The organism is Streptomyces sp. 8N114, assembly GCF_052245835.1.
In the GTDB taxonomy this organism is placed as follows: domain Bacteria; phylum Actinomycetota; class Actinomycetes; order Streptomycetales; family Streptomycetaceae; genus Streptomyces.
Genome location: NZ_JBQQBT010000027.1, coordinates 16,970 through 43,147 on the forward strand (window position 1 = coordinate 16,970; position 26,178 = coordinate 43,147).

22 protein-coding genes are annotated in these 26,178 nt (G+C 71.1%); 10 read left to right on the forward strand and 12 right to left on the reverse strand.

Annotated elements, in window-relative coordinates:
* The first annotated feature begins 87 nt into the window (after positions 1-87).
* Positions 88-1,074: an endonuclease/exonuclease/phosphatase family protein gene (locus tag ACTWQF_RS32025; protein ID WP_443283242.1), complete on the forward strand. Its 987-nt coding sequence runs from the start codon at positions 88-90 to the stop codon at positions 1,072-1,074.
* Between the two features lie 28 nt (positions 1,075-1,102).
* Here ACTWQF_RS32025 and pspAB read toward each other — a convergent pair whose 3' ends face one another.
* Both pspAB and htpX read right to left on the reverse strand, forming a co-directional pair.
* Complete coding sequence (gene pspAB, locus ACTWQF_RS32030) at positions 1,103-1,690, reverse strand: PspA-associated protein PspAB (RefSeq protein WP_443283243.1); 588 nt, start codon at positions 1,688-1,690, stop codon at positions 1,103-1,105.
* A gap of 25 nt (positions 1,691-1,715) precedes the next feature.
* Positions 1,716-2,627 carry a zinc metalloprotease HtpX gene (htpX, locus tag ACTWQF_RS32035; RefSeq protein ID WP_443283244.1) on the reverse strand — a complete coding sequence of 304 codons (912 nt, stop codon included), beginning with the start codon at positions 2,625-2,627 and terminating at the stop codon, positions 1,716-1,718.
* 319 nt (positions 2,628-2,946) lie between these two features.
* Between htpX and ACTWQF_RS32040 the strand changes: the two genes are divergently transcribed.
* Together ACTWQF_RS32040 and ACTWQF_RS32045 are read left to right on the forward strand one after the other, a co-directional pair.
* Positions 2,947-3,831: a Cof-type HAD-IIB family hydrolase gene (locus tag ACTWQF_RS32040; protein WP_443283245.1), complete on the forward strand. Its 885-nt coding sequence runs from the start codon at positions 2,947-2,949 to the stop codon at positions 3,829-3,831.
* A gap of 79 nt (positions 3,832-3,910) precedes the next feature.
* Positions 3,911-4,294: a VOC family protein gene (locus ACTWQF_RS32045; protein WP_443283246.1), complete on the forward strand. Its 384-nt coding sequence runs from the start codon at positions 3,911-3,913 to the stop codon at positions 4,292-4,294.
* Here the strand turns inward: ACTWQF_RS32045 and cydD are convergent.
* The 4 genes from cydD to hisC all read right to left on the reverse strand — a co-directional run bounded on the left by cydD (position 4,280) and on the right by hisC (position 11,731).
* Positions 4,280-7,804: a thiol reductant ABC exporter subunit CydD gene (cydD, locus tag ACTWQF_RS32050; RefSeq protein ID WP_443283247.1), complete on the reverse strand. Its 3,525-nt coding sequence runs from the start codon at positions 7,802-7,804 to the stop codon at positions 4,280-4,282. The two genes, ACTWQF_RS32045 and cydD, sit on opposite strands and share 15 nt — an antisense overlap.
* 16 nt (positions 7,805-7,820) lie before the next feature.
* Complete coding sequence (cydB, locus tag ACTWQF_RS32055; protein ID WP_443283248.1) at positions 7,821-8,828, reverse strand: cytochrome d ubiquinol oxidase subunit II; 1,008 nt, start codon at positions 8,826-8,828, stop codon at positions 7,821-7,823.
* Positions 8,829-8,847: 19 nt separating this feature from the next.
* Complete coding sequence (locus tag ACTWQF_RS32060) at positions 8,848-10,383, reverse strand: cytochrome ubiquinol oxidase subunit I (protein WP_443283249.1); 1,536 nt, start codon at positions 10,381-10,383, stop codon at positions 8,848-8,850.
* Between the two features lie 241 nt (positions 10,384-10,624).
* Positions 10,625-11,731, reverse strand: coding sequence for a histidinol-phosphate transaminase (hisC, locus tag ACTWQF_RS32065; protein WP_443283250.1), 1,107 nt, complete (start codon positions 11,729-11,731; stop codon positions 10,625-10,627).
* Positions 11,732-12,170: 439 nt separating this feature from the next.
* Here hisC and ACTWQF_RS32070 point away from each other — a divergent pair, with 439 nt between their 5' ends.
* The 3 genes from ACTWQF_RS32070 (at position 12,171) to ACTWQF_RS32080 (ending at position 16,537) form a co-directional block, all read left to right on the forward strand.
* Entirely contained in the window at positions 12,171-13,346 is a 1,176-nt protein-coding gene (locus tag ACTWQF_RS32070; RefSeq protein WP_443283251.1) for a LacI family DNA-binding transcriptional regulator, read from the forward strand.
* A gap of 506 nt (positions 13,347-13,852) precedes the next feature.
* Positions 13,853-15,313 (forward strand): metallophosphoesterase, encoded by a 1,461-nt coding sequence (locus tag ACTWQF_RS32075; RefSeq protein ID WP_443283299.1) that lies wholly within the window; start codon positions 13,853-13,855, stop codon positions 15,311-15,313.
* A gap of 264 nt (positions 15,314-15,577) precedes the next feature.
* Positions 15,578-16,537, forward strand: a complete 960-nt coding sequence (locus ACTWQF_RS32080) for a hypothetical protein (protein ID WP_443283252.1) — start codon at positions 15,578-15,580, stop codon at positions 16,535-16,537.
* Between the two features lie 43 nt (positions 16,538-16,580).
* Here ACTWQF_RS32080 and ACTWQF_RS32085 read toward each other — a convergent pair whose 3' ends face one another.
* Genes ACTWQF_RS32085 through ACTWQF_RS32100 form a run of 4 tightly spaced genes read right to left on the reverse strand, consistent with a single transcriptional unit; the run spans position 16,581 to position 19,608 of the window.
* Positions 16,581-17,759 (reverse strand): cystathionine gamma-lyase, encoded by a 1,179-nt coding sequence (locus ACTWQF_RS32085; protein ID WP_443283253.1) that lies wholly within the window; start codon positions 17,757-17,759, stop codon positions 16,581-16,583.
* Between the two features lie 47 nt (positions 17,760-17,806).
* Positions 17,807-18,730 carry a fructosamine kinase family protein gene (locus tag ACTWQF_RS32090; RefSeq protein ID WP_443283254.1) on the reverse strand — a complete coding sequence of 308 codons (924 nt, stop codon included), beginning with the start codon at positions 18,728-18,730 and terminating at the stop codon, positions 17,807-17,809.
* Positions 18,730-19,224 (reverse strand): low molecular weight protein-tyrosine-phosphatase, encoded by a 495-nt coding sequence (locus tag ACTWQF_RS32095; RefSeq protein WP_443283255.1) that lies wholly within the window; start codon positions 19,222-19,224, stop codon positions 18,730-18,732. The genes ACTWQF_RS32090 and ACTWQF_RS32095 overlap by 1 nt, the downstream gene beginning before the upstream one ends.
* A gap of 6 nt (positions 19,225-19,230) precedes the next feature.
* Positions 19,231-19,608, reverse strand: coding sequence for a phage holin family protein (locus tag ACTWQF_RS32100; protein WP_443283256.1), 378 nt, complete (start codon positions 19,606-19,608; stop codon positions 19,231-19,233).
* A gap of 48 nt (positions 19,609-19,656) precedes the next feature.
* On the opposite strand from ACTWQF_RS32100, the gene ACTWQF_RS32105 reads away from it, so the two are divergent.
* Positions 19,657-19,974, forward strand: a complete 318-nt coding sequence (locus tag ACTWQF_RS32105; RefSeq protein WP_443283300.1) for a cupin domain-containing protein — start codon at positions 19,657-19,659, stop codon at positions 19,972-19,974.
* A 164-nt stretch (positions 19,975-20,138) separates the two neighbouring features.
* Positions 20,139-20,357: a DUF5326 family protein gene (locus tag ACTWQF_RS32110; RefSeq protein WP_443283257.1), complete on the forward strand. Its 219-nt coding sequence runs from the start codon at positions 20,139-20,141 to the stop codon at positions 20,355-20,357.
* Positions 20,358-20,397: 40 nt separating this feature from the next.
* Here the strand turns inward: ACTWQF_RS32110 and ACTWQF_RS32115 are convergent, their stop codons facing one another.
* Positions 20,398-21,852 (reverse strand): YibE/F family protein, encoded by a 1,455-nt coding sequence (locus ACTWQF_RS32115; RefSeq protein WP_443283258.1) that lies wholly within the window; start codon positions 21,850-21,852, stop codon positions 20,398-20,400.
* 199 nt (positions 21,853-22,051) lie between these two features.
* Here ACTWQF_RS32115 and thiC point away from each other — a divergent pair, with 199 nt between their 5' ends.
* Positions 22,052-23,854 (forward strand): phosphomethylpyrimidine synthase ThiC, encoded by a 1,803-nt coding sequence (thiC, locus tag ACTWQF_RS32120; RefSeq protein WP_443283259.1) that lies wholly within the window; start codon positions 22,052-22,054, stop codon positions 23,852-23,854.
* A gap of 293 nt (positions 23,855-24,147) precedes the next feature.
* A complete protein-coding gene (locus tag ACTWQF_RS32125) occupies positions 24,148-24,651 on the forward strand; it encodes an NUDIX domain-containing protein (RefSeq protein WP_443283260.1) in 504 nt (167 codons plus the stop codon).
* A 1-nt stretch (position 24,652) separates the two neighbouring features.
* On the opposite strand, the gene ACTWQF_RS32130 is transcribed toward ACTWQF_RS32125, so the two are convergent.
* Entirely contained in the window at positions 24,653-26,122 is a 1,470-nt protein-coding gene (locus ACTWQF_RS32130; RefSeq protein ID WP_443283261.1) for a pyridoxamine 5'-phosphate oxidase family protein, read from the reverse strand.
* Positions 26,123-26,178 lie beyond the last annotated feature (56 nt).

Sequence of the window (26,178 nt, forward strand, 5' to 3'; positions counted from 1 at the left end):
CGACGACTGACGCGCCCGCGCCCCGCCCGCCCCTACTGTCCTGTACAGGCCCGCAGTTGCGGGAGCGAAACCAACGGGGGATTCACCATGGAACGGAGCACTGGAACACGTACGCGTACGCGCCGGCGCCGTACCCTCCTGTCCGCCACCGCCGTCGCGGCGGCACTCGCCGTCGGGGGTGTGGGCGTCGCCGTCACTGGCCAAACCGGTGACGAAAACGGGGAGGCCCGGAACGAGGAGGCCAAGACCGCCGCCAAGCACAACAAGGACGGCGGCCAGTTGCGCAACACGGCTGCCGACGAAGCGAACGGCGCCGCCTCGCCGAACGCCGCGGCGTACGGGAACCGCGTCGTCACCTGGAACCTGCACGGGCCCGGCCACCACAGTGCCCACGAACAGGCGCGGCAGATCGCCCGGTACCGGCCCGGCATCATCGGCTTCCAGGAAGCCTGCAAGACGAAGGTCGACAGGATCGCGAAGGCCCTGCGGGAGATCCACAAGCTCGACTACCACGTCACTTACGGCACCATCAACCGCAAGCGCGGCCAGTGCGGCGGCGTCTTCAAGGGCGGCGCATACGGCCAGGCCATGCTGACGGCCGCACCCGCCAAGGACCCGGTCAACGTGCGCTACAGCAACGGCGGTTCGGAACCGCGCGGTTACATGGCCGTCACCGTGCCCATCCACGGCAAGGACGTACGGGTCTTCACCACACACCTCGCGCAGAAGACGGCGGACGACCAGCAGACCGAGGTGCGCGCCCAACAGGTGCGTGAACTGGAGGCCGCAGCCCGGCCGCACAGCCGCGCGGTCGTGCTCGGCGACTTCAACACCCTGCCCAGTTCGAGCGAGCTGGCCCCGATATGGCAGCACTTCGCAGAAGCCGACCCGCACTGCGGTGCCAAGCCGGACGCCCGCTGCCAGGGGACGATCGGCGCACCGTCCAACGCCAAGAAGCTGGACTACATCCTGCTGCGGCGCGGCGTCTTCGATCCGCCGGGCGTCGGCGTCCACGACCCGCAGGGCCAGTCGGACCACTCACTGGTGCACGCGGATCTGAAGCCGCTTTTCTGAGGCCGTAGGCCATACGGCTCGGAGGAGCTCACAGCCCCGGGGCACCCCAGACGGGGAACCAGCGGCTGAGGTCGGCCTCCAGCGGGAGGTCGTTCGCCAGCAGGCTGCGGACCTGGAGCTCCAGCCCGTTGTCCCGCTTCTCGGTGCCGCGGGGGAGCGGGGCGAAGGGGTAGAAGGTGCCGCGCTTGTAGAGGTAGATCAGCGCGAGCGAGGCGCCCGAGCCCTCCTGCCGGAAGGACACCAGCGAGCACAGCAGCTGCGGCCCGAAGCCGCCCTCGGCCAGCAGCGTGTTGACGGCGTGCAGATCGTTGACGAGGGCCGCCATGTCGTCGGCGGGCTGGCGCGCCGTGAGCCACGTATAGCCGTAGGAGTCCTGGTCGAACTCGACGGGGATGCCGCCCCGCTCGGTGTCCGCGTCCAGCAACTCCCGTACCTCCTGCCGGAGCCGGGTGAAGGCGCCGCCCTCCACGCTGGCGAAGCAGACGGCGCCGACGCCGGTCGGCACGAACGCGGTCCCGGCCTGGAGGGTCAGCGCGGCGGCGGGCAGCGCGAAGAGCTGGTCGAGATCGGGCCGCTTGGGCTTGCTGCGGCCGAGGAGCACGTCCAGGAAGCCCACGGGCCGTCTCCCTTCGTCGGGCTTGTCACTCGCCGTGGCCCAGCTGGCTTGATATCCGCCCGAGCTGGTCCAGGCGCTTCTCCAGCGTCGGGTGCGAGGAGAACACCGAGGCGAGGCTCTCGCCGGAGAAGGCGGGAACGAAGAAGAACGCGTTGTACGGCTCGGCCTTGCGCAGGTCCCTGGTGGGGATCCGGGCCATATCGCCGCTGATCTTGGTGAGGGCCGAGGCGAGGGCGGAGGGACGCCCGGTCAGCAGGGCGCCGGCGCGGTCCGCCGACAGTTCGCGGTAGCGGGACAGCAGCCGGGTGAGCAGAAAGCTGATCACGTAGACCACGGCGCTGACCAGCGGAACGAGCAGCAGGAGCAGGCCCACCCCGTTGTTGTCCCGGCCCGCGCTGCGGCCGATACCGCCCCACAGAGCCACCCGGGTCATGATCCCCGCCAGCACACCGAGGAACGAGGCGATCGTCATGACGGCGACATCACGGTGCGCGACGTGCGACAGCTCGTGCGACAGCACCCCTTCGAGTTCTTCCCGCTCCAAGCGGCGCATCAGCCCGGTGGTGGCACACACGAGGGCGTTCTGCTGGTTACGGCCCGTGGCGAACGCGTTGGGGACGTCACTGTCGGCGATGGCGACGCGGGGTTTGGGCATGTCGGCGAGGGCACACAGCCGGTCGACGGCGCCGTGCAGCTCCGGCGCCTGCTGCGGGGTGACCTCATGGGCGCCCATGCTGAAGGCGGCGATCTTGTCGCTGAACCAGAACTGGGCGATGAACAGCGCGCCCGCGATCACCAGCACGATGGGCCAGGCTTTGCCCAGCAGCGCCACCAGGACGCCGACGAGCACGACGTAGAGCAGGCCGATCAGGAACATGGTGGTGACCATCCGTGTGGTCAGCCCACGGTCTGCGACGTAACGCGAGTGACGAGCCATGACGGCCGCTCCTTCCCGAAGCGCGACAGCCCTTCCCGCGGCGGCCTTCCCGAAGCGCGGAAGCCGCGGAAGCACAGCGCGCATGAAGCACTCACTTCGATTGTGCCTGTTTGGTGCGTCAGAGGACGATTTTGGTGGGTGAGAAGGTGATAAGAGTGCTCCGCCCCCTCTGTCCCCGCATATGCCGGAGCCCACTCCTGCCCCGTGCGCCCCTCTGTGCGCTCGCGTGCCCCCTTGCCCTTGAGGCGTGCTCTCATCGGGCTCTCATCTGTGCGGAGCTTCGCACGCCTGTTCAGGCATATGCGGGAAGATGGTGCCTGTGACTCCTCCGACTCGCCCGTCAGAACGCCTCGACTCCCCCTCCCCGCAGAGCCCGCCGTCGCCGGGCAGGTGCACCGCGCCCCGGCTGATCGCCACCGACCTGGACGGCACGCTGCTGCGGAACGACAAGACGGTCTCCGACCGCACCATCGCGGCCCTGGCCGCCGCGGAGGCCGCCGGGATCGAGGTGTTCTTCGTCACCGGCCGCCCCGCCCGCTGGATGGGTGTCGTCAGCGAGCACGTACACGGCCACGGGCTCGCCATCTGCGCCAACGGCGCGGCCATCGTGGATCTGCACGCGGGCCGCCGGGTGATCCGCGTACGGGAGCTCGCGCGGCGGGACGCGCTCGCCGTCGTCCACGCCCTGCGCGCCGCCGCCCCCGGCGTCAGCTTCGCCGTCGAACGCACCGGGGGCATCCACTACGAGCCCGAGTACCCGTCCTTCCCCCACGACCCCGGCGCATCCTTCGCCCCCGTCGAAGAGCTGCTCACAGACAGTCACGAGGGCCACTACGCGGAGCCCATCGTCAAGCTCCTCGCCTACCACCCGTCCGGGGACCCCGACGACTTCCTCGCCCTCGGCCGCAAGGCCGCCGGAGCCCACGCCGAGTTCACCCGCTCCAGCCCCAGCGCCCTGCTGGAGATCTCGGGACGCGGCGTCAGCAAGGCCAGCACCCTCGCCCTGGCCTGCGAAGAACGCGGCATCACCCCACAAGAGGTCGTCGCCTTCGGCGACATGCCCAACGATCTGGCCATGCTCACCTGGGCAGGCACCTCCTACGCCATGGCCAACGCCCACCCCGACGTCCTCCTGTGCACCACCCACACCACAGCCTCCAACGAGGACGACGGCGTAGCCACCATCATCGAGAGCTTCCTCTGAGGCGACTTCTCCGAGGCGGCTTCCTCCGACTTCCGGAAATGCGGTGGCCCGGTGACGCGACCTGGCCGATAGTGCGGGCATGCCAACTCTCGTACGACACATCACGATTGACTGTCGCGACGCCTACCGCCTCGGGCAGTTCTGGGCCGCCGTGCTGGACGGGGCCCTCTCCGACGACGACCTGCCGGGGGATCCCGAGGCGTTGGTGGAGGCTCCGGGATCGGCGATGCTGTTCATCAGCGTTCCCGAGGCGAAGAGCGTCAAGAACCGGCTGCACCTCGATCTCCAGCCGCAGGACCGCAGCCGGGACGAGGAGGTCGAGCGGATTCTGGGGTTGGGGGCCACGGTCGTCGCTGATCACCGCGCGCCCGACGGCAAGGGGTGGGTGACGCTCGCCGATCCGGAGGGGAACGAGTTCTGCGTCGAGCGCAGTGCGGCGGAGCGGGCCTCAGCCGGTGGGTAGGGGCGTGATGGCGCCCGCGGCTTCGCGTTCGCGTGCCAGCATCGCTGCGAACGGGCCGTCGCCGTCGGCCAGTTGGTCGTAGGTGCCACGCTCGACCGGGCGGCCGTGGTCCAGGACGACGATCTCGTCGACCGCTGCCAGGCCCTGGAGGCGGTGGGTGATCAGGACGGTGGTGCGACCCTCTGTCGCCGTCAGCAGGTCGGCGGTCAGGGCGTCTGCGGTGGGCAAGTCGAGGTGTTCGGCGGGCTCGTCGAGGACGAGGACGGGGAAGTCCGCGAGCAGGGCGCGGGCCAGCGCGAGGCGTTGCCGTTGGCCGCCGGAGAGCTGGGCCCCGTGCTCGCCGACGAGGGTGTCCAGGCCGCGTGGGAGTGTCACCACCCAGTCGTCGAGGCGGGCGGCGGCGAGCGCCGCGTGCAGTTCGGGTTCGGTCGCGGACGGCCGGGCCAGCCGGAGGTTCTCCCGCAGCGAGCTGTCGAACAGGTGGGCGTCCTGGGCGCACAGGCCGACGTGGCGTCGAACGGTGTCCGTGCTGGTGGCGAGCGCGGAGACGGCCGGGGCCGCGCCGAAGGTGTAGGAACCCGCGTGCGGGTCCACGAAGCGGAGCAGCGCGTTGGCCAGCGTCGTCTTGCCGGAGCCGGACGCGCCGACGACGGCGACCCGGCGGCCCGGCGTCAGGTCGAGATCGAAGCCGGAGAGGGCTGGTGGCGCCTCGGGGGCAGCATCGGCATACCGAACGGTCAGTTTGCGGATACGGAGGGGGAACGGGTCCACCGGCAACGGTTCGGGGTGCTCCGGTTCCGCGACGGGCGCGGGTGCGTCCAGTACCTCGTACACCCGCTCCGCCGAGCGCCGCACCCGCTGCCGGAACTGGACCGCCTGTGGCAGCGGCGTCACCACCTCGAACGTGGCGAGCGGCGTGAGGACCACCGTGGCCAGAAGGAGCCCGTCGAGCGCACCGTCCGTGGCGGCACGCGCGCCTGCCCATGCCGCCGCCGTCACCGTCAGTCCGGCGGCCAGGGTGCTCAGGCCGGACGCCAGCGCCGTACGGGACGCGGAGCGGGCCGCGATCCGGGTCAGCGCTGTATCCGCCGCGGTGGCCTCCGCGCGGCGGGCGGCAAGTGCGCCGGTGACCGGGAGTTCGCCGGAGGCGGTGCCGGTGAGCAGGTCCACCGTACGGACCGCCAACCGGGCCCGCGCGGGGGCCAGTCGGCGCTCCGTACGGCGGGAGAGCGCCGCGGTGAGCGCCGGCACCGCGATGCCCGCCACCGCCAGACCCACGGCGAGGGCCGCTCCCGCGGCGGGGAGGAGCCAGCCGGTGAACGCGACAGCCGCCACGCCGACCGTTCCGGCGACGGTCGCCGGGAGCAGCCAGCGCAGGAAGTAGTCCTGGAGCGCGTCCACATCCGCGACCAGGCGGGTGAGCAGATCGCCGCGAGCCCTGTTCCTGAGACCCGCCGGGGCCAGGCGTTCCAGCCGCTGGTAGACGGTGACGCGGAGGGCCGCGAGGACGCGGAGGGCGGCGTCGTGCGAGACGAGGCGTTCCGCGTAGCGGAAGACGGCTCTGCCTATGCCGAACGCGCGGGTCGCTGTGACCGCGACCATGAGGTAGAGGATCGGGGGCTGTTGGGCGGCCCGCGAGATCAGCCACCCTGATGTGGCCATCAGTCCTACCGCGCCGGCCAGCGCGAGGGCGCCCAGGGTGAGAGCGAGGGTGAACTTGCGGCGCAGGCCGTCGGCAGTGGCCCGTACGCGGGTGAGAGGGCTCCGCGTGGGGGCGGCGCCATCGGCGGGTGGAGGGTGCGGGTCGGTGTGCGTCTGCGGGCCGCCTTGGCCCTCCCCCAGCCTCCGGCCGGGGGGACCCCCAGCAGATTGCCCCAAGGCGGCGGCAGCAGGCTCCCCCGACATGGGGGACAGCTCCAGCACCCTGTCCGCCGCGCCCAGCAGCGCCGGCCTGTGGGTCACCATGACCACCGTCTTGGTCCTGGTGAGGCGGCGTACGGCGGTCAGGACAGCCGCCTCCGTCGCACCGTCCAACGCGGCCGTCGGCTCGTCCAGCAGGACGAGAGGGCGGTCGGCGAGGAAGGCCCTCGCCAGGGCCACGCGGCGGCGTTGACCCGCGGAGAGACCGGCGCCGGACTCCCCCAGTTCCAGCGCCGGGTCGAGATCCGGCGCCCCGGCATCGGCGAGCGCCCGGGCGACCGCGCCCTCATCGGCGTCGGGCCGGGCCAGGCGCACGTTTTCCGCGATCGTCCCCGCGAAGAGATACGGGTGCTGGGGCACCCAGGCGATCTGCTGGTGCCAGGGGGCGAGGTCGACCGCGTCGAGCGGGGTCCCTCCCACCAGCACCCGGCCCTCCGTCGGAGGCGTGAAGCCCAACAGCACGGAGAGCAGCGTGGACTTGCCGCCGCCGGAGGGGCCGGTCAGGGCCACCGTTTCGCCGGGGCGCAGAACCAGGTCCGTCGGCGGGGGTGAGTATCCGGCCCGGCCCTCGTGCCGTACGGCGACCCCCTCCAGCGTCAGGGGAGCCTCCCGTACGTCCACCCTGGCCGAGCCGTGCGCCGGCGCCGGGCGCTCCAGGACCTCGAAGACGGACTCCGCGGCGGCGAGCCCTTCGGCGGCGGCGTGGTAGTGGGTGCCCACCTGCCGCAGCGGCAGATAAGCCTCGGGCGCGAGGATCAGCACCAGGAGACCGGTGTGCAGGTCCAGCTCCCCGTGCACCAGCCGGGTTCCGATACTGACCGCCACGATGGCCACCGAAATCGTCGCCAGCAGCTCCAGCGCGAACGACGACAAGAACGCCAGGCGCAGAGTGCGCAGGGTGGCACGGCGGTAGTCGCCGGTGATGGTGCGGATGTTGTCGGCCTGGGCCTTGGCGCGGCCGAACACCTTCAACGTCGGCAGCCCGGCGACGACATCGAGGAAGTGGCCGGACAGCCGGGCGAGCAGCTTCCACTGGCGGTCCATCCGCGACTGGGTCGCCCAGCCGATGAGCGCCATGAACACCGGGATCAGCGGCAGGGTCACGACGATGATGGCCGCCGAGACCCAGTCGGCGGTGACGATACGGGCCAGCACGGCGACAGGAACGACGACGGCGAGGCCGAGCTGGGGCAGGTAGCGGGCGAAGTAGTCGTCGAGCGCGTCGATGCCCCGGGTGGCGAGGGCGGTCAGCTCGCCGGTGCGCTGCGTGGTGAGGAAGCCGGGACCGAGCGCGGTGGCCCGCTCCAGCAGCCGGAGGCGCAGCTGGGACTTGACCGCGGCACCGGAGCGGTGCGCGGCCAGTTCGGTCAGCCAGGCGACCAGCCCCCGGACCACGGAGACGGCCGCGAGCAGCAGCAGCGCGCCGCGCTCGAACTCGCCGTGCCGGTAGGCGCCGACGATCACGTCCGCGAGCAGCACGGCCTGGGCGACGACCAGTCCGGCACCGGCCAGCCCGAGGGCCACGGAGGCGACGAGGAAGACGCGTGTGGCACGGGCATACCGCAGCAGCCGCGGATCGACGGGCTTCATGACGACCCCGCCTCCCTCAGTGCCCGCCGGAGGGGGCCAGGTGCTGGGTGCCGATGCGCTTGCGGAACACCCAGTACGTCCAGCCCTGGTAGAGCAGCACGACGGGGGTGGCGACGGCCGCGCACCAGGTCATGATCTTCAGCGTGTACGGGGTGGAGGCCGCGTTGGTGACGGTCAGGCTCCACTCCTCGTTCAGCGTGGAGGGCATGACGTCGGGGAAGAGGGACAGGAAGAGCATCGCCACAGCCGCCACGATGGCCAGCCCGGAGAAGGTGAACGACCAGCCCTCGCGGCCCGCGAGGTTGGTGCCGAGCGCGGCCACCAGCGCGACGCCGGCGACGAGCAGCGCGACCAGGGAAGCCGCGTCGCCCCGGTCGGCCTGGGTCCACAGCAGGAAGATCACGGCGAGTACGGCGGCGGCAGCGCCCACCCCGGTGGCCGTCCGCCGGGCCCGCGTCCGGATGTCGCCGACGGTCTTGAGCGCGGTGAAGACGGCGCCGTGGAAGGTGAAGAGGGTCAGCGTGACCAGCCCGCCCAGCAGGGCGTACGGGTTGAACAGATCGGCCAGGGTGCCGACGTACTCCATGTCCGCGTCTATCCGCACCCCGCGCACGACGTTGGCGAAGACCACGCCCCACAGGAACGCGGTGATCAGCGAGGTCCAGAAGATCGCGTGCTCCCAGTTGCGCTGCCAGTACTCCTCCTGACGCTTGGCGCGGTACTCGAAGGCGACCCCGCGCACGATCAGGCAGAGGAGGATGACCAGCAGCGGCAGATAGAAGCCGGAGAAGAGGGTGGCGTACCACTCGGGGAAGGCGGCGAAGGTCGCGCCGCCCGCGCTGAGCAGCCACACCTCGTTGCCGTCCCAGACGGGCCCGATGGTGTTGATCAGTACCCGCCGCTCGGCCCGGTCGCGGGCGAGCAGCCTGGTGAGGATGCCGACCCCGAAGTCGAAGCCCTCCAGGAAGAAGTAGCCGATCCACAGCACGGCGATGACGACGAACCAGACGTCGTGGAGTTGCATTGCTCAGCGCCCCTGTCTGTCAGTACGAGAAGGCCATGGGCCGGTCTTCGGCATCGGAGTCGGCGCCGGGATCGCCGCCGATCCGGGTGGGCGGGTTGAGGTCGGCCTCGGTCAGCTCGGGCGGCCCGGCCTTCACGTACTTGACCAGCAGCCGGACCTCGATCACGGCGAGCAGCGCGTACAGCGACGTGAAGGCGATCAGCGAGGTGAGGACCTCGCTCTGGGAGACGCTGGGGGAGACCGCCGAGGCAGTGGGCAGTACGCCGTAGACGACCCAGGGCTGCCGGCCCGTCTCGGTGAAGATCCAGCCCCAGGCGTTGGCGATCAGCGGAAAGCCGAGGGTGAGCACGGAAAGCCGCCAGTACCAGGTGCCCAGCTGGGGGTTCAACTCCCGGTCCCTGGTGAGGGCGAGCCGCGGCAGCTCGTCCTCGCCGGTACGCAGCCGCTCGGACAGCCAGAACCGGCGGCGGGTGAGGTAGAGACCGACGACACCGAGCGTGAACGAGGCCATCCCGAAGCCGATCATCCAGCGGAACGACCAGTAGGCGACCGGGATGTTGGGCCGGTAGTCGTCCAGCCCCGTCTCGGCCTTGAACTTCTCCTTCAGATGCGCGTTGGTGTCATTGATGCCGGGGACGGCCTCGTGGAAGTTGTCGTGCGCGAGGAAGGAGAGCACACCGGGAATCTCGATGGCGACCTTGTTGTGGCCCTTGTCGACATCGCCGTAGGAGAAGACGGAGAACGGCGCCGGGGCCTGGGTCTCCCACAGCGCCTCGGCGGAGGCCATCTTCATCGGCTGCTGCTCGTACATGATCTTGCCGAGCCGGTCGCCGCTGACGACGGTGAGCAGCCCCGCAGCCACCAGCGTGACCAGTCCGAGCCGCAGCGAGCTGCGCATCACGGCTATGTGCTTCTTGCGCAGCAGGTGGTACGCGGAGATACCGACCATGAACGCGGCGCCGGTGAGGAAGGCGGCGGTCATCGTGTGGAAGAACTGCGCCAGCGCGGTGTTCTGGAACAGGATGCCGAAGAAATCGGTCATCTCGGCGCGGCCCGTCTCCTTGTTGAGGCGGTAGCCGACCGGGTGCTGCATCCACGAGTTCGCGGCCAGGATGAAGTACGCCGAGGCGACGGTGCCGCACGCGACCAGCCAGATCGTCGCCAGGTGCAGCTTCTTCGGCAGCTTGTCACGGCCGAAGATCCACAGCCCGATGAACGTCGACTCCATGAAGAACGCGATGAGCGCCTCGAAGGCGAGCGGCGCGCCGAAGATGTCGCCGACGAAACGGGAGTAGGCGGACCAGTTCATCCCGAACTGGAACTCCTGCACGATGCCGGTGACCACGCCCATGGCGATGTTGATCAGGAAGAGCTTGCCCCAGAACCGGGTCGCCTTGAGGTACTTCTCCTTGTTCGTCCGCACCCACGCCGTCTGGAGCACCGCGGTGAGGGTGGCCAGCGAGATCGTGAGGGGGACGAAGAGGAAGTGGTAGACGGTCGTGATGCCGAACTGCCAGCGCGCCAGTGTCTCCGGCGCCAACGCAAGGTCTGTCACGTCGCTCTCTCCCTCACATCGCGGCGGACTTCGTGAATGAGTTCACATTCACAAGACCCCAGCGTACGACGCGGCCAATTCGGACATGCGAGCGGGGGTCCCTATCCACTTCCGTCGTGGGCAGGCGTTCCTCCCCCAGCCTCCGGCAGGGGGACCCCCAGGCGGAACGGGTGGGCACGACGGAACCCGCAGACGCCCACAACGCGAACCCGGTGCGGACCGTAGGCGTCTGCGGGACGAGCTAGATCTCTTTTCTGAAAGCCGCTGCGACCTGCAGAAAGATGTCATTCGCCGCGGTCTCGCCCACGGTGACCCGCACGCCCTCGCCGGGGAACGGCCGCACCGTGACGCCGGCCTCCTCGGCGCGCTCCGCGAAGGCTGAGGTGCGCTCTCCCAGCCGGAGCCAGACGAAGTTGGCCTGCGACTCGGCCACTGGCCAGCCCTGTCCGCGCAGCTCCGCGAGCACGCGTGTGCGCTCTTTCACAAGCGCCTCGACCCGCTCCAGCAGCGCATCCTCGCTGCGCAGCGAGGCGATGGCAGCCTCCTGTGCGAGCTGGCTCACACCGAAAGGTACCGCCGTCTTCCGCAGTGCGGCGGCCACCGGTTCATGCGCGACCGCGAAGCCCACCCGCAGCCCGGCCAGGCCGTACGCCTTGGAGAACGTCCGCAGCACACACACGTTCGGCCGGTCGCGGTAGAGCTCCAGCCCGTCGACCACCTGCTCGTCCCGGACGAACTCGCGGTACGCCTCGTCCAGCACCACCAGCACATCGCCCGGCACCCGGTCCAGGAAGCGCTCCAGTTCCGCACGGGGGATGGCAGCGCCCGTCGGGTTGTTGGGGTTGCAGACGAAGATGAGCCGAGTGCGCTCGGTGACCGCGTCCGCCATCGCGTCCAGATCGTGCGCCTCACGCTCCGCGCCCCCGGTCAGCGGCACCTGCACCGAGGCGGCGCCGGAGATCTGGGTGATGATCGGGTACGCCTCGAAGGAGCGCCAGGCGTAGATCACCTCGTCGCCGGGCCCGGCCGTGGCCTGGAGGAGCTGCTGGGCCACGCCGACCGAGCCGGTGCCGGTCGCCAGGTGTGAGACGGGCACCCCGAACCGCTCGGCCAGTTCCGCGTACAGCCCGGTGCAGGCCATGTCGGGGTAGCGGTTGAAGGACGCCGCAGCCGACGTCACCGACTCCAGCACCCCGGGCAGCGGCGGGTAGGGGTTCTCGTTCGACGACAGCTTGTAGGAGACGGGGCCGCCGGCGGCTGCCGGACGCCCCGGCTTGTAGCTGGGGACGCCCTCCAGCGCCGCGCGCAGCCGGGGCCCTCCCGCACTCCGCTCGCTCTTGTCACTCACCGCTGCTCCTCCTCCGTCGTCGCCCTCGTCGGTCGAGACCTCCGGCGTCACGCGCCAATGCTCTTCACCTTATGAGGATTCACCCGCGCGGCGTAGATCCCGGGCAACTCCGGGCAGCCCCGGACCGCGTCGGCCTCCCCCCGGAGCACGACGACATGCGCTCCCTCCCGTGCGTGCGCCTGCGTGCGCCGCTGCGCCGCGCGCGCTGTGGCGGGCGCGGTGGCGCGCGTCGCTCATGAAGGTGAGTTAGGACTGCCTCGCCGCCTCGCCACCACACCGGCCCAGCCCACCCCCGCGGCCGGACACTTGCCGGATGCCCCCGTTCCGAGCTGGGGTTTCCATGGTCGTCGGCGAGCGTGGCTCATGCAGAATCGTGCCTCCACACGCCCCTCGAACGCTCCCCGCCGTCAACGTGCTCCGGGCCTACGATCGGCTCGCCATGACAGCAGCAGAGAAGCATCAGGCGGGTCGGACATCGGCCTCCGTCCCCTCGCCCGTGGCCGGGAGGTGCCCTCCGCCGCGCGGCGGGGCCCGGCTGAACGGGCGGGCGGGCATCAGGGATGTCGCCGCCGCAGCCGGTGTCTCCATCACGACTGTCTCCGACGCCCTCAACGGAAAGGGCCGTCTCCCGGACGCGACGCGCAGCCACGTCCGCGAGGTCGCCGAACGGCTGGGCTACCGCCCGTCGGCCGCCGCACGGACGCTGCGCACGGGAAAATCGGGCCTGATCGGCCTGACGGTGACGACCTACGGCGAAGAACCGTTCACCTTTACGGAGTTCGCCTACTTCGCCGAGATGGCCAGAGCCGCCACCTCGGCCGCACTCGACCGGGGCTACGCGCTGGTCATCCTGCCCGCGCCGGCCCGGCGCGGACCCGCGGGCGCCGGCGGCCCTGACGTGTGGTCGAACGTCGCGCTCGACGGCACCGTCGTGGTCGACCCCTCGGCGCAGGACCCGATCGTCAGCGAACTGCTCCGCTCCGGACTGCCCGTCGTCTCCGACGGCCGCCCCAGCGACTCGCTGCCGGTGGCCGCCTGGGTGGACAACGATCACGAGGCGGCCGTCCGCGGCATCCTCGACCACCTCGCCGAATCCGGAGCCCGCCGTATCGGACTGCTGACCGGTACCAGCACCGACACCTACACCCGGCTCTCGACCACCGCGTATCTGGACTGGTGCGAGCGGGTGGGTCAGGAACCGGTCTATGAGCGCTATCCCGCGCACGACCCGTGCGCGGGAGCCGTCGCCGCCGACCGGCTGCTCGCCAGACCCGACCGCCCCGACGCGGTGTACGGCCTCTTCGACCCCAACGGCACCGACCTGCTGGCCGCAGCGCGCCGCTACGGACTGCGGGTGCCGGAGGACCTGCTGCTGGTGTGCTGCAGCGAGTCCCCCGCCTACGCCACCACGGCGCCGCCCATCACCACGCTGTCGATGAAACCGGGACGCATCGGCAACACCGTCATCCAGCTGCTGATCGACGCCATCGAAGGGCTGGCCCCGGCCCGCCCCGTCCAGCGGGTGATGCCGACCGAGCTGATCGTCCGTACGTCCTCCCGGCGCGGCAGTGCCCCCACGACGGTCAGTGCGCCCCGCGCCCCGAGGACCGAATGAGAGCGAGGAGAGCGCGGAACGGGCGGGGCCGGAGCGCCGGCCGGGCCGGCCGACCGCCGGTCCGGACGGCGTGGCGTGGCCGGGCGGGTCCCTGGGCACGGATTCCGTAGGGTACGTCAGCGGAGAATTCAGGAGGAATTCCCGCCGGGTCGGGCTACCTCGCCAAATGCGCGCCCCCAGGTGCGTCACAAGCCGCGACCAGCGTTCCTATGATTGGGGGCACCCCGGCCGGAGGCCGGGGGAGGACGACACCGGGACCAGCTCCCGACCTGGGGCGGCACCCCGGCCGAAAGACCAGCGACCGGGGCCCCATGGAAGGGGAAGGTCCTGCGGTGCACGGCGGCGGCGCGATGGTGGAGGGGTCGATGACTCAGGGGGCCGGTCAGGGACCCGACGTATGGCACGGCGGGACGACAACGCACGGCGAGGGTTCCGCCCCGGTGCTGTCCGCGACAGCGCAGGACGCCACGGTGCCACTCGGCACCCGCGTCCCGCAGCAGGCAGCCATGACGGCTGCGACAGCACCGACAGCCGCAACGAACGCGACGGCTGCGACAAGCACGACGGCTGCGGAGGAGAGTCCGAAAGCGGCGCTCACCCAGCCCACTCCGCCGACCGCTCCGCTGACCGCCGACGGGGCGACGGCACACGAGCCGGCGCCGGGCGTCGAGCCCACGGCTCCACGCGGACCCGAGGCCCCTGCGGTTTTGCGGGCCCCGGCCGTCGGCGTACGGCCGGGCGGGCCGGGTGAACCGGCCGAGCCGGGCGGGCGGCTCGATCCGCGGTCGGCCGAGTCAGCGGCGGCGCGGAGTGCACCGGGCTCCGCGCGCACCGACCCCCGCACCCCGAACGCCCGTCCCCGTGACCCCGTACCCGCACCGGTCGCCTCGGCAGCCGACGGCGCCGTACCGCGCGGCTTCGCGGCACGGAGCGGACCCGCGCCCGCCGAACCCACACCCGCTCCCACACCCGCGGAACCCGCACCCGCAGGGGCCGGGGCCGGGGTTCCGGTGGGGGACGGGTTGCCGGAGGAGTACACCCCCACCGCGCGGGATCTCCCGGTGGTCGGGGCGGTGGCCGCCGCGGAAAGCAGGAAGCCGGAGCCGACGATGGTGGACGTGCCGCTCCCGGCCGGGGCGGGCAACGACGGCGAGGGGCCGCTGTACGTCGTCGGGGACGTACACGGCTATCTCGACGAACTGCGCACCGCGCTGCGCCAGTTCGGCATCATCGACGCGGACAACCACTGGATCGCGGGCAACGCGCGCCTGTGGTTCCTGGGCGACTTCACCGACAGGGGCCCCGACGGCATCGGCGTCATCGAGCTGGTCATGCAGCTGTCAGCCGAGGCCGCGGCAGCGGGCGGGTACTGCAAGGCGCTGATGGGCAACCACGAGCTGCTGCTGCTCGGTGCGAAGCGGTTCGGGGACACGCCGGTCAACTCCGGCGCCGGTACGGCCTCGTTCCAGGCGGCGTGGCTGCTCAACGGCGGCCAGCGCACCGACATGGAGCGGCTGGCCGACCACCATGTGCAGTGGATGTCCCGGCTGGACGCCATCGCGCTGGCCGACAACCACCTGCTGGTGCACTCGGACGCCACCTGCTACCTGGACTACGGCAGCACGATCGAGGACGTCAACGACGCGATCACCGAGGCCCTCCAGCGCAACGACGCGGAGGAGACCTGGGAACTGTTCCGCAAGTTCACCAAGCGGTTCGCCTTCCGCGAGGAGACGGCCGGCCCGACCGCCGTACGCGAGCTGCTGGACACCTTCGGCGGCAAGCGGATCGTGCACGGGCACAGCCCGATCCCGTATCTGCTGGGTGAGGTCGACAGCGAAGACGGCGAGAGCGCGCCCAACGTCACCGGTCCGCATGTGTACGCCGACGGGCTTGCCGTGGCCATGGACGGCGGCGTCACCATGGCCGGAAAGCTCCTCATCGCGCAGCTCCCGCTGGTGCAGTGACCCCGCTCCGGGGGCGTGGGGGCCGGACCGGCGGGGGCGCGCGAAGCGAGGTTCCACACCACTTCTGATTCGCGCGCGGATAACCGGGCAGGTGTTTTCCCAGAAATGATCGGCTGGGGGGCGTCGCTGTAGCGGGTCAATTCTGGAAACTCTCTGTCACGCAGCGCCGGAACGGCTCTACCATCGGCTTGCCGAGGCGAGTTGTCCGCCTGCTGACCTGCCCCGCCCTCGACCGGCCGCCTGGGCCCTACGGAGCATCGGGGGATGCACATGAACAGCGCTCCGCACCTGTTGCGCGAAGACCGGCCCGAGTTCGAGCGGGTCCTCGACGAGGCACTGCGAACCGCTCACCGACGCCCCGACCTGGCGGCGCTCGGACAACGGCTGAACGCCGAGCAGTTGCGCACGATGGCGCTCAGCGCAGCCACGGCGATAGCCGCCTGCGCCGAGGCGGAGTACCAGCAGTTCGTACGGCTGCGTGAGGAGTTGCGCCGCCCGGAGAACGCCCCCTCGGTCTCGGGCGTTCCGGGCACCGGCGCCCAGGGCGGCGCGGGCAACGGGAACGGCGCTGCCCAGGTGCGCGGCCCGGGGCAGGGAGGCGGCAGCAGCGTCGGCGAGAAGCTGGTCGGCGCGATGGGCGGCGAATCCCTCGTCGAGGCGTCCGGCGCCGGGCTGATGGCGGTCGTCTCGGTGCTCGCTCCGGTACTGGCCGCCACGGCCGCCGTCATCTTCCTGCTGCTGGGGTACGCGCTGCGGCTGCTCTCACCGGAGCCCGCCGTCGCGGGGCCGATCCGCAGCGCGGGCTGGGTGTTCGCGGCGTTCGCTGCCGCCGGAATCCTGGTGGCCATGGCGGGCCTGCTGCTGACGGCGCTGCGCAACGGCTCCAGTTCCATCCGGGCCCCCGGCGGGGGCGGGCAGGGCGCCGATCCGGGCAGCCGCCTCGTGGAGGAGGTGGCGCTGGCACGCGCCGCCTGGCGCGAGGCACTGCTCGAACGGGGCGTCGTGCCGTTCCTCCGCGAGGCGCTGGCCGATCCGAACGGTCCGGAACAGGCCCCGACGGCGTATGTGCCGCAGCAGCCAGGCAGCCGGCTCGGCTACTCGCACCCCGGGTTCTCCAGCCGCCCCTCGTCCGAGACGACGGAGGAGACGCACTCCCGCCCGCGCTTCAGCAGCCCCGACTACTCCAGCCCCGAGTACGGCGGCCCGGAGACCCCCACGGCCTGATCCCGTACGGCCTGATCCCGTACGGCCCGCGGGTCTTGCCGCCTCAGCCCGTCTCGTCCAGGGCGCGGCGGAGGTCCGTCACCAGGTCCGCGCTGTCTTCCACGCCGACCGACAGCCGGACGAAGCCGTCCGGCACCGAGTCCCCGCCCCAGCGGCCCCGGCGTTCGGCCGTGGAGCGGACCCCGCCGAAGCTGGTGGCGTCGTTCACCAGACGCAGATTGGCCAGAAACCGGTTGGCATATGCCCGGTCAGGCAGGGTGAAGGAGACGACGCAGCCGTAGCGGCTCATCTGCCGGGCGGCCAGCGGATGTGCGGGATCGTCGGGCAGCCCCGGATGGCGGACGTCGTGCACCTCGGGGCGGGCAGCCAGCGCTTCCGCGACGGCGAGCGCGTTCCCCGCCTGGCGCTGGGTCCGTACGTCGAGCGTCGCCAGCGAGCGGTGCGCGAGCCACGCCTCCATCGGCCCCGGAATCGCGCCGACCGTCTTGCGCCAGCCGCGTACGGCCGCCGCGACCTGTGCGTTCCGGGTGGCGACATAGCCGAGGAGCACATCGCCGTGCCCGGTCAGCGCCTTGGTACCGCTGGCCACCGAGATGCCGGCACCCAGCAGGAGGGGGCGTTGCCCGAGCGGGGTGGCCAGCGTGTTGTCCACGGCCACCAGCGCGCCCCGCTCGTGCGCCGCGTCCGCCAGTTTGCGGATGTCGCACACGTCCAGCCCGGGGTTGGAGGGCGTCTCCAGCCACAGCAGGCTCGCCCCGTCCAGCTCGGCGAGCTGTGCGTCGCCGCCCGTGGGGGCCGTCCGCACCGTGACCCCGAAACCGTCGAGCTGCTCGTGGAGCGCGGCCAGCAGGTTGTAGCCGTCCGAGGGCAGCACCACCGTCTGCCCGGCGCGTGCCAGCGAGAACAGCACTGCGGAGATCGCGCCCATCCCGGACGCGAACGCGATCACCTCGGTGTCCGGATCGCCCGGCGCCTCCAGCTCGGCGATCGCCCGCTCCAGCCGCGACCAGGTGGGGTTGGCATCCCGCCCGTACGCGTACGGCGCCCCCTCGACCTCCCCCGGCAGGTGGTAGTGCGCGGCGAACACCGGACCGGGCAGCGGTGGCTCGTACGGCTCCTCCGCGGGCAGCCCGGCCCGCACCACGCGGGTGGCGTCCGCGTCGTTGGCCGGCCCGTAGTCCAGCTGCGGACCGGTGAGGGGCGGATCGTCCGGTGCGGTCATGGGTGCCTCCTTGCAGGGTTCTCAGGGGCGCAGCTCCTGGTTCGGGTTCAGGGGCGAAGCGCCGAGCGAGCCGCCGAGCCGCTCTGTGCACCGTAACCGCCGCCGAAGAGCACGGCATGGACGAGAAGGTGCTGGAGCTGGTGCAGCGGCACCCGGGCCTGGCGGCCGGGCAGCGGGCGTACCTCCTCGTACGCGGCGAGGATGCGGGGCAGTTCGGGGCAGCCGAACAGCTGGAGCATCGCCAGGTCCGTCTCCGGGTGGCCGCCCTGGGCCGCCGGGTCGATCAGCACGGCCCGGCCGTCCACCGCCCAGTGCACATTGCCCGACCACAGATCGCCGTGGATGACGGCGGGCGGCTGCGGCGGGCCCGCCACGGCCTCGTCGTCCAGCCGCTCGCACAACCGCTCGACGTCCCGCGCGTCCTGCGGTCCGATGTGGGCGCTGTCCACGGCGGCGCGCAGCAGCGGCAGCAGTCGGTGCTCGGCGTGGAAGCGGGGCCAGTCCGCCGATTCGGTAACCGGTTCAGGCGGTGACGTCAGCGGCAGGGGCCCGAGGTAGCAGGGCTCGCCCGGGGTGCCCCAGGACGGCGCCAGGCTCTCGTGCAGCGCGGCCAGCTGGCGGCCGAACCGTTCGGCGGCCCCCCGGTCGGGCGCCCCCGGCTCCACCCACTGGAGGACGAGCACCTCGCGCTCGGCCGCGTACACCTCGGGCACATGGACGGTGCCGGTGGCGCGCAGCCGGGCGAGTCCGGCGGCCTCGGCGGTGAAGAAGTCGCCGGGCGCGGCGTCCAGCGCCTTGGCGAAGACGGTCTGGAACGGACCCCCGTCCTGCTCGCCGCCCAGGCCGCCGGAGACCCGGTAGGCGTCACAGATCGAGCCACCGCCGACCGGAGCGGCATGCGTGACGGCGTACCCCAGCAGCCGGGCGACGCGCCGTTCCAAGCTCCGGCTCACGGGCGGTGTCTCGCCCATCAGCCGGCCTCCCGCGCTTCGAGCGCCGCGCCGACCTCCGACAGCAGCCCGGGAACGGCGGCCTCCACCATGGCCAGGCACTCCGCGAAGCCGCGCGAGCCGCCGTAATAGGGGTCGGGCACGCTCAACTCGTCCGGATCGGCGTCGGGGTCGTACGAGCGCAGCAGCCGCACCTTCGCCGCCTCCCCGGTGTGGCGCGCCATGGACCGCAGTTCCGCGGCATGGCCCTCGTCGAGCGCGACGACGAGGTCATGCTGGTCGAACCAGTCCGGCTCGAACACCCGCGCGGTGTGGCGGAGCGGGTAGCCGGCGGCGTCCAGTACGGCCGTCGTCCGCGGATCGGCGGCATCCCCCAGGTGCCAGCTGCCGGTGCCCGCGCTGCTGATCTCGACCACGCCGTCCAGCCCCGCCTCCCGTACGTGTGCACGGAAGACGGCCTCGGCCATGGGCGAGCGGCAGATGTTGCCCGTACACACGAAACAGACGCGGTACATGCGCTGTCAGTCCCGGTCCCGGTCGAGCACCAAGTGCAGGGCCCACGCGACAATCGAGATGATCAGGCCGCCGAGGAATGCCGCGCCGAACCCTTCCACGTGGAAGCTCACGTCGAGCTTGTCCGCGACCCACGAGGTCAGCATCAGCATCAGCGCGTTGATCACCAGCGTGAACAGCCCGAGGGTGAGCACCAGCAGAGGCAGTGACAGCAGCTTCACGATCGGCTTGACCACGACGTTGACGACACCGAAGATCAGGGCGACGACGAGCAGCGTCAGCGCCTTCTCACCTCCGGAACCGCCGGTCAGCTCGATATCGCTGAGCAGCCAGGTCGCCACGGCAAGGGCTGCTGCGTTGGCCAGCGTCTTGATGAGGAAGTTCATACTCAGATCGTGGCAGAACAGCCGCCCGGCCAGGGAGAGGGGACAGCGTTGAAGGCATTCCGGCTGGACGAACTGGAGGCGGAGCGCGCCGCCAACGACGGCGCGTACCTGCGGTTCCTGCACGAGCGCAACATGTCGGCCGGCCTGTACGCGCTGGACGCGGGCGCCGCCGACCGACAGCAGCCGCACGCCCAGGACGAGGTGTACTTCGTGGTCAGCGGGCGCGGCTCGATCACCGTCGGGGACGAGACGACGTATGTGGCGCGGGGCAGCGTCGTCTACGTACCGGCCGGGGTGCCGCACAAGTTCCACCACATCTCGGAGGACCTGCGAGTCCTGGTGGTCTTCTCGCCCCCCGAGGGCTGAGGCGGTATTCGGCCGCCGTACGCCTCCGTACTTCAGGGTCACCTCAGGGTCGGATTCAGGGGAGGACGGGGGCCCGCACCGCTCCGTCGCCTTGCGGCCCGCCCTAGCATCGAGGTCAGAGGGCGCGAAGCCTTCGAAAACTCTCAGAGACGGAGCACACAGTCATGGACGCGAAAGGCACCCTCTCCAGCCTGCCGTGGTGGGTCACATGGATCGTCATACCGGTGATCGCGCTGGTCGTCTTCGGCGGCCTGATCGCCAATCTGGTCGGCTTCCTCATCGGCCTGCTGTTCAAGGTGCTGGTCTTTGTCGCCCTGGTCGGCGGCGTGGTCTACCTCGTCCGCCGCGTCAAGGCCGGCGCCTCCAGCCGCAGTGATTGGTGAGCCGCGGCGAGAAGTAGGGGGCGGCGGAAAAATTGAGCCCTCACTTCGGCTTGCGGCGCCTGCCGCGACCGCCGACGGCGGGACGGCGAGTTGCCGCCGCCGGGGCACCCGATGAGGGAGCCGGAATGCTCGGCGGAGCCCCCGGGGGCGGAGCCGCCACGTGCGGGGCACCATCTCCGGGGCGGCTTCGGTCGGCGGAGACGACGAGCGCGGCCAGCAGGGTGGTGACCGGGACCGAGGCGACCAGCCCGATGGAGCCGACGAGCGTCCGGATGATCTCCTCGGCGACCACCTCGCTCGTGGCGACCATCGTCACATCGCTGCGCGCGATCGAGAAGAGCAGCAGCAGAGGCAGCGACGCACCCGCGTAGGCCAGCACCAAAGTGTTGACGACGGACGCGATGTGATCGCGTCCGATCCGCATCGCGGAGCGGTAGATCCCACGCCAACTCGCCCCCGGATCGGCTTCTCGGAGCTCCCACACGGCTGATGTCTGGGTGACCGTCACATCGTCGAGCACACCGAGCGAACCGATCAGTACCCCGGCCAGCAGCAGGCCCCGGATCTCGATGCCGGGATAGAGCCCGTGCACCAGGCCCGTCTGGTCGTCGGTGTTGCCCGTCAACTGCGCCCAGCCGATGAACAGCGAGCCCAGCAGCCCGATCAGCAGCAGCGAAATCAACGTGCCCAGCACCGCCACCGACGTACGGGCCGACAAGCCGTGGCACAGATACAGCGTGGCCAGCATGATGGCGCTGCCCCCGACCACCGCGACCACCAGCGGATTCGAACCCTGCAATATCGCGGGCAGGATGAACAGCGTCAGTACGGCGAAGCTGATGACGAGGCCCACCAGCGCCAGCACCCCGCGCAGCCGTCCCACCAGCACCACCACGAGCGCGAAGATGCCGGCGAGCAGCACCATCGGCAGATCGCGGTTGGTGTCGACGACGCTGTACTGGAGGTTGCGCGGCGCCTTTTCCGAATACCCGACGACGACGCCCTGGCCGACCGAGTAGGTGCGGGTGGCGTCCGGCGGCACTGCCTCGGTGAAGGTATGGCCCTTGTCCTTGCCCTCGGTGACCTCGATCGTCGCCTTGCGGCACGGCCCCTTCGAGGCACCGCTCTCCTGTGTGCCGCCCGGGGTTTGGGCGGCTCCTCCCGAGGAGGCGGGCGGCTGGCGGATGTTGGCCTTCTCACAGTCCACTTCGACCAGTTTGACGACTTTCGCGTCGAACGTCGGCCGGTCGAAGCCGACACCGGAGTGGTCGTGCTCATGGCTCGGCGCGCCCCCCGGCCACAGCACCACCAACCCCGTCAGCACCGCCACCGCGAACGGCACGAGCACGGCCGCGATGACCTTCCGCAGATGGCGGGAGACAGGCGCGGCGGGCCCATGTGCGTGGGCGTGCGAATGGGTGTGGCCGGGAGCATGGGAGGGGCCGGATGGGGGGCCCGGAGGGTGCGCGGGGCCGGGGGCGTCGGAGTGGGTCACCGCCCGATCATCGCAAGAACAGCCGTGCGGGGTGTTCAGTCCGGCCCGTGTGCCGTTAGCGTAGAGACGCCTTTGCACATCGCGGGAGCTCCGAGCACGGGGCTGAGAGGGCGCTGACCTCCGTGGAAATCACCACGGAAACGGCTGCGCCGACCGCCGAACCTGTTACCGGGTAATGCCGGCGTAGGGAGTGGGTCTCATGACCACGCAGGATGCACACGCGCGTGCCGAAAACGCGACTGCCGCCGCGGCCGAGAAGGCGATCGGCTCGCACAAGGGATATCTGCAAGGACCGCGCCCGGACATCCGGGTCCCGGTCCGACGGGTGCATCTCACCAACGGCAAGGACGTGACGCTCTACGACACGTCCGGGCCGTACACCGACCCCGAGATCGACACCGATGTGCGCCGCGGTCTGGCGCCGCTGCGCGAGAACTGGATCATCCAGAGGGGAGACACCGAGGAGTACGCGGGTCGTGAACTGCGGCCGGAGGACGACGGCATCAAGCACACCAGCCCACGCGGCGGACTGCTCCGGAGCGGAGCAGCTGATCTGACAGGTCTCGATGCCGTCTTCCCGGGCCGCCCGCGCCAGCCGCGCCGGGGCCGGAACGCTACGGCCGTCACCCAACTCGCGTACGCGAAGCGGGGCGAGATCACCGCGGAGATGGAGTACGTCGCCCTCCGCGAGAACCTGACCCCCGAATTCGTCCGGGACGAGATCGCCGCGGGCCGCGCCGTACTGCCCGCCAACGTCAACCACCCGGAGACCGAGCCGATGATCATCGGCAAGAACTTCCTGGTGAAGGTGAACGCCAACATCGGCAACTCGGCCGTCACCTCCTCCATCGAGGAGGAGGTCGAGAAGATGACGTGGGCGACCCGGTGGGGCGCCGACACCGTCATGGACCTCTCGACCGGCCGCAACATCCACACCACCCGCGAATGGGTGCTGCGCAACTCCCCCGTCCCCATCGGCACGGTGCCGCTGTACCAGGCGCTGGAGAAGGTGGACGGCAAGGCGGAGGAGCTGTCCTGGGAGGTGTACAAGGACACCGTCATCGAGCAGTGCGAGCAGGGCGTCGACTACATGACGGTGCACGCCGGCGTACTGCTGCGCTACGTACCGCTGACGGCGAACCGCAAGACCGGCATCGTCTCGCGCGGCGGCTCGATCATGGCGGCGTGGTGCCTGGCGCACCACAGGGAGAGCTTCCTGTACGAGCACTTCAGCGAGCTGTGCGAGATCCTGCGCACGTACGACGTGACGTTCTCGCTCGGCGACGGGCTGCGCCCCGGCTCGATCGCGGACGCCAACGACGCGGCGCAGATGGCCGAGTTGGACACCCTGGGCGAGCTCAACCGGATCGCCAAGGAGCACGACGTGCAGACCATGATCGAGGGCCCGGGCCATGTGCCCATGCACAAGATCAAGGAGAACATCGACCGCCAGCAGGAGGTCTGCGAGGAGGCCCCGTTCTACACGCTCGGCCCGCTCACGACGGACATCGCACCCGCCTACGACCACATCACCAGCGGCATCGGCGCGGCGATGATCGGCTGGTGGGGCACGGCGATGCTCTGCTACGTCACCCCGAAAGAACACCTGGGACTGCCGGACAGGGACGACGTCAAGACGGGTGTGATCACCTACAAGATCGCAGCCCACGCGGCAGACGTGGCCAAGGGCCACCCCGGGGCGCAGGACTGGGATGACGCACTGTCCGACGCCCGCTTCGAGTTCCGCTGGGAGGACCAGTTCAACCTGGCCCTCGACCCGGACACGGCCCGCGCGTTCCACGACGAGACGCTGCCGGCCGAGCCGGCCAAGACCGCGCACTTCTGCTCCATGTGCGGCCCGAAGTTCTGCAGCATGAAGATCTCCCACGAGATCCGCGAGCAGCACGGGACGACGATGGAGGAGGTCGAGGCCGGAATGGCGGAGAAATCCCGGGAGTTCGCGGAGGCGGGGAACCGGGTGTATCTGCCGATGGCGCAGTGAGCCCGACGACGCGGTGGGCACGATGCGCGGCGAGCCCGGACGACGCGGTGAACCGGCGCCGTTGAGCGCGAAGGGCGGTTCGTGGCTCCCCCCTCTTGCCACGAACCGCCCGGCTCTGTGCGCTGCGCTGCCCGGCTCTACGCGCGAAGCTGCGCAGACGACAAGGGTAGTTGACTCAGCGTCAGTGTCCAATCACTTATCGATATAGACTTATCGGGAGATTTAAGCGTCCACCACGCACAGTGACGAAAGCGGAGGGTTTGGCCCGGGCTGTTGTGGGCCAGACCTCCTGCATGTTCGTCGAACGTCCCGTGCTCAAGCGGACTGCCCGCGCCATCCTCCTCGCCCCCGGTGACGGCCGGGGCCGGCCGGCGGAGCTGATCCTCATCAAGCGCACCAAGCCCGGTCAGGAGCCGTACTGGATCACGCCGGGGGGCGGTGTCGAACCCGACGTGGACCGGACCGTGGTGGAAGCGCTGCACCGCGAGGTGGCCGAGGAACTGGGAGCCCGGATCACCGATGTGGTGCCCGCGTTCGTGGACACGGTGAGTGATCCCGCGGAGACGCCGGGTGGAGTGAAGGTACAGCACTTCTTCGTGTGCCGACTCGTCTCTCTCGACCCCCGCCTACGGCACGGACCCGAAGTGGAGGAGCCACAGGGGGAGTACGAGATCGTACGGCTGCCCTTCACCCCGGAGAGCCTCACCTCCGTGGAGGTCGTGCCCCCATCGCTGCGGGCCTATCTCGCCGCCAACATCGAGGGCGTTCAGGCGCTGCTCGCTCCCGACCTGAGCTGACCTACCCGAACCAGCCCTGGAAATCGGCGGATTCGCGCGTTTCGTCCGACTCCGCGCTGCGGCCCCGGCGTTGCGCCTCGGCCAGCGCCCGTTCGGCCTCCAGCCGCCAGGCGGAGATGTCCCGGGCGTGCTCGGCGGCCTCCCCGTTCCCGGACCGCGCCGAGATGGCGGCGGAGACCGCCGAGGACGCGGCGGAAACGGCGGCCGGCGGGGCGGCAGCCGCATGCCGCCGCCGGGGCAGCGGCGCGGGCCCGGCCGCATACGCGGGCTCGAGTCCCGCATCACGCTCGGGTCCGGGCTCGGCGGCTGCCGGTTCCCGGCTCGTGGTGGGTCCGTGCGTCGGCTCGTGCGCGGGTCCGTGCGTCGGCCCTTGCGCGGGTCCGTGCGTCGGCTCGTGCGCGGGCGGAGTTGCTGGAGCGGGCGGCACGACGGGCAACGGCGGCGCGGCCGGGACAGGCGGCATGTGCGGGGCTCGCTGCACCGGTGGGGCTTGCGGTGTCTCCGGGCCGGTGTCGGCGGAGGCGGACGCCGGTGCGGGCGGGGCCCCGGGAACCGCGGGGAGTTCGGGCGGCAACGGCGGCGCCGCGAGCGTGAGTGTGTCCTCGCCGAGCACCGCGCCGACCGCCTCCTCCGCGGCGGGCTCCGTGGCGGGCACCGACTCGGCGGCGGGGACCGACTCCGCGGCGGACACAGGCTCGGCAGCAGGCACAGACTCCGTGGCCGTCTCTGTTTCCGGCGCTGCCTCCATGGCTGTCGCCGCCTCCTGGCGGGCCTCGCGGGCGTCGCGGGCGGCACCGAAGAAGTCGCCGCCCTTGCGCTTGTGGTCGTCGGTGCCCCATTCCCGCGCGGGGCGGCGCGGGGCCTTCTGGAGATGGGGGATGTGCTTGGCGCAGTGGATGTACGCCTCCTCCACCTCGACCCGCACCCACAGCACGGCCCGCCGTCCGGGCACCGGGTCCTGCGGCAGGTCCGGGACCCAGGGGCGCAGTTCCGCGTCGTCCAGCACCTCGGCACGGCCGTTGATGTGCAGTCCGATCCTCGCCCGGAGGAAGTCGATGAGGAGGATGCCCACATGGGGGTTCTCCTGGATGTTGCCGAGACTGGCGTGCACGCCGTTGCCGCGGTACTCCGGGAAGACCAGCGTCCGCTCGTCCAGCACCCGCAGGAACCCGGGCGGCCCGGCGCGGAAACTGCTGTCGCACTCGCCGTGGCGGTCGGCGGTGGCGAGGAAGAACATCTCCTGCTGGCGGGTGAACTCCTGCATCCGCTCGTTGAGACGGTCGAGCACCTGGTCCTGGTAGAACCGGTTGGCGCGGCCGTCCGAGCCGATCCGCTGCTGGAGTGCATGCTCCCCGTCGCTACCGGGCAGCCGCAGCGGCGGGCCGTGGTCCGTGTCCGCACCGTGGCCCGTGCCTGCTATGTGTCCCGCGGACCCGTCGCCGTATCCGTTCGCGTCACTCAACGCCGCCACTCGTCCCTTTCCTCAACCGGCCGGCCCTGGTCAACCGATCCGCAACCGGACCTGGA

Excerpts from the sequence above, each read along its gene's own strand:
- ACTWQF_RS32080 (WP_443283252.1), top strand. The coding sequence starts at position 15,578 with ATGCACATGAACAGCGCTCCGCACCTGTTGCGCGAAGACCGGCCCGAG.
- thiC (WP_443283259.1), top strand. The coding sequence starts at position 22,052 with ATGACCACGCAGGATGCACACGCGCGTGCCGAAAACGCGACTGCCGCC.
- ACTWQF_RS32110 (WP_443283257.1), top strand. The coding sequence starts at position 20,139 with ATGGACGCGAAAGGCACCCTCTCCAGCCTGCCGTGGTGGGTCACATGG.
- cydB (WP_443283248.1), bottom strand. The coding sequence starts at position 8,828 with ATGCAACTCCACGACGTCTGGTTCGTCGTCATCGCCGTGCTGTGGATC.
- ACTWQF_RS32075 (WP_443283299.1), top strand. The coding sequence starts at position 13,853 with ATGACGGCTGCGACAGCACCGACAGCCGCAACGAACGCGACGGCTGCG.
- ACTWQF_RS32100 (WP_443283256.1), bottom strand. The coding sequence starts at position 19,608 with ATGAACTTCCTCATCAAGACGCTGGCCAACGCAGCAGCCCTTGCCGTG.
- ACTWQF_RS32090 (WP_443283254.1), bottom strand. The coding sequence starts at position 18,730 with ATGGGCGAGACACCGCCCGTGAGCCGGAGCTTGGAACGGCGCGTCGCC.
- ACTWQF_RS32045 (WP_443283246.1), top strand. The coding sequence starts at position 3,911 with ATGCCAACTCTCGTACGACACATCACGATTGACTGTCGCGACGCCTAC.
- ACTWQF_RS32070 (WP_443283251.1), top strand. The coding sequence starts at position 12,171 with ATGACAGCAGCAGAGAAGCATCAGGCGGGTCGGACATCGGCCTCCGTC.
- ACTWQF_RS32095 (WP_443283255.1), bottom strand. The coding sequence starts at position 19,224 with ATGTACCGCGTCTGTTTCGTGTGTACGGGCAACATCTGCCGCTCGCCC.
- ACTWQF_RS32025 (WP_443283242.1), top strand. The coding sequence starts at position 88 with ATGGAACGGAGCACTGGAACACGTACGCGTACGCGCCGGCGCCGTACC.
- ACTWQF_RS32085 (WP_443283253.1), bottom strand. The coding sequence starts at position 17,759 with ATGACCGCACCGGACGATCCGCCCCTCACCGGTCCGCAGCTGGACTAC.
- ACTWQF_RS32125 (WP_443283260.1), top strand. The coding sequence starts at position 24,148 with ATGTTCGTCGAACGTCCCGTGCTCAAGCGGACTGCCCGCGCCATCCTC.
- htpX (WP_443283244.1), bottom strand. The coding sequence starts at position 2,627 with ATGGCTCGTCACTCGCGTTACGTCGCAGACCGTGGGCTGACCACACGG.
- cydD (WP_443283247.1), bottom strand. The coding sequence starts at position 7,804 with ATGAAGCCCGTCGATCCGCGGCTGCTGCGGTATGCCCGTGCCACACGC.